Source organism: Streptosporangium sp. NPDC002524 (assembly GCF_040295985.1).
Lineage (GTDB): Bacteria > Actinomycetota > Actinomycetes > Streptosporangiales > Streptosporangiaceae > Streptosporangium.
The window spans coordinates 1-1,184 of sequence record NZ_JBEOWK010000083.1; the positions used below are offsets into that span (position 1 = coordinate 1).

Annotated in this window: 2 protein-coding genes; one reads left to right on the forward strand and one right to left on the reverse strand. The window is 42.1% G+C overall.

Annotated elements, in window-relative coordinates; all coding sequences use genetic code 11:
- Positions 1–1,081, reverse strand: a 1,081-nt coding sequence (gene dld / locus ABT053_RS43360; RefSeq protein WP_350978033.1) for a D-lactate dehydrogenase, incomplete at its 3' end; no start/stop codon positions are given.
- Between the two features lie 20 nt (positions 1,082–1,101).
- On the opposite strand from dld, the gene ABT053_RS43365 reads away from it, so the two are divergent.
- On the forward strand, positions 1,102–1,184 hold an 83-nt coding region (locus tag ABT053_RS43365), incomplete at its 3' end, for a DegT/DnrJ/EryC1/StrS family aminotransferase (protein WP_350978035.1).

The following is a 1,184-nucleotide window of genomic DNA, read 5'->3' on the forward strand; positions in this document are numbered from 1 at the left end:
GACGCGGTTCTGCCTGCCGGGGTAACACACGGCGGAGAGCTCGACGTCGGCGGGCTGCTGGATAAACAGCGTGACGCTCATCCAAAATTTTAAGCATTTCTTTTTTAAGTTCATGCGCATCGACGCCAGGTTTTAGAATATAATCCTGGTGCATAACGTGATCAAGTAAGTGACCATAATAAATTTTGTGTTCTATTTTGTCTTCAATCTCTTTAGGCAAATGCTCGAACCACTTATAATCATTACTTGCCAACGCTATATCTAGTGGCAAAATGTCAATACTATCCTGTTTTAATTCTTGATATCGAATCGCAACCCCAGCTGTTACATAGCGGTGAGTTGCCGCTTTACTGGTCTCATTGGCATCGGCTTCAAAGTAGTCGCCACTGGCTTTGTCAAAATAAGATTTGAGATACTCTCGCGCTTCTTCAATACCATTACCAGCCATTTTCAATTGTAGGTAATGGTCGTACTTTTCGTAATAATCATCTAACCGCTTTGGTATTTGATTAGGAAATAAATTACTTAATGTTTGAAGCAAACGATCTGGGAAATAAGGTTTGAAAAACGGAATGTGCTTCAAAAAGCGTTCGCCCCATGCTTTTAGCGCAAACATTTGGGGCAAATGACCCGTACCAATTTTTTCAATCACAATTAGTGAGTCTTTACCATATTTCTTGGCCAATTTATAAGCATTTTTATGCATATATTCACCAGAAACAGGCAATTCTTTGAATGTCGTCATAATATGGCGACGAATATCTTCCAACTCATCGGGATTATTCGTTCCAATGTAAAACATTTGTGTTTTTTTATCCATTGGGAATGTATCTAAGCGGACAGCCAATGCCGCAACGTGACCGGACGATCCAGATACTTCATACAATTCTTTAGGATTTGCATTGTATCGAATAGGCTTATCAGATTCAACGTCACGCACAACCTGTTCATGATGGAACATTGAACCATGATGTTCAGTAGCTGGTACTTGATTCAAATCAAAATTGCGGTTCTGCAAATTAGTAATAATCTCTTCGGGCGTTTTGCCCAAATCAATGCCTAAATGGTTAACTAAGTGCATTTCGTCATGTTCATCAAGGCATCGGGCCCGGCGACGAGGTGATCGTCCCGGACCTCACGTTCTACAGCACCGCCTCGCCGCTGTTCCTGCTGGGCGCGGTGCC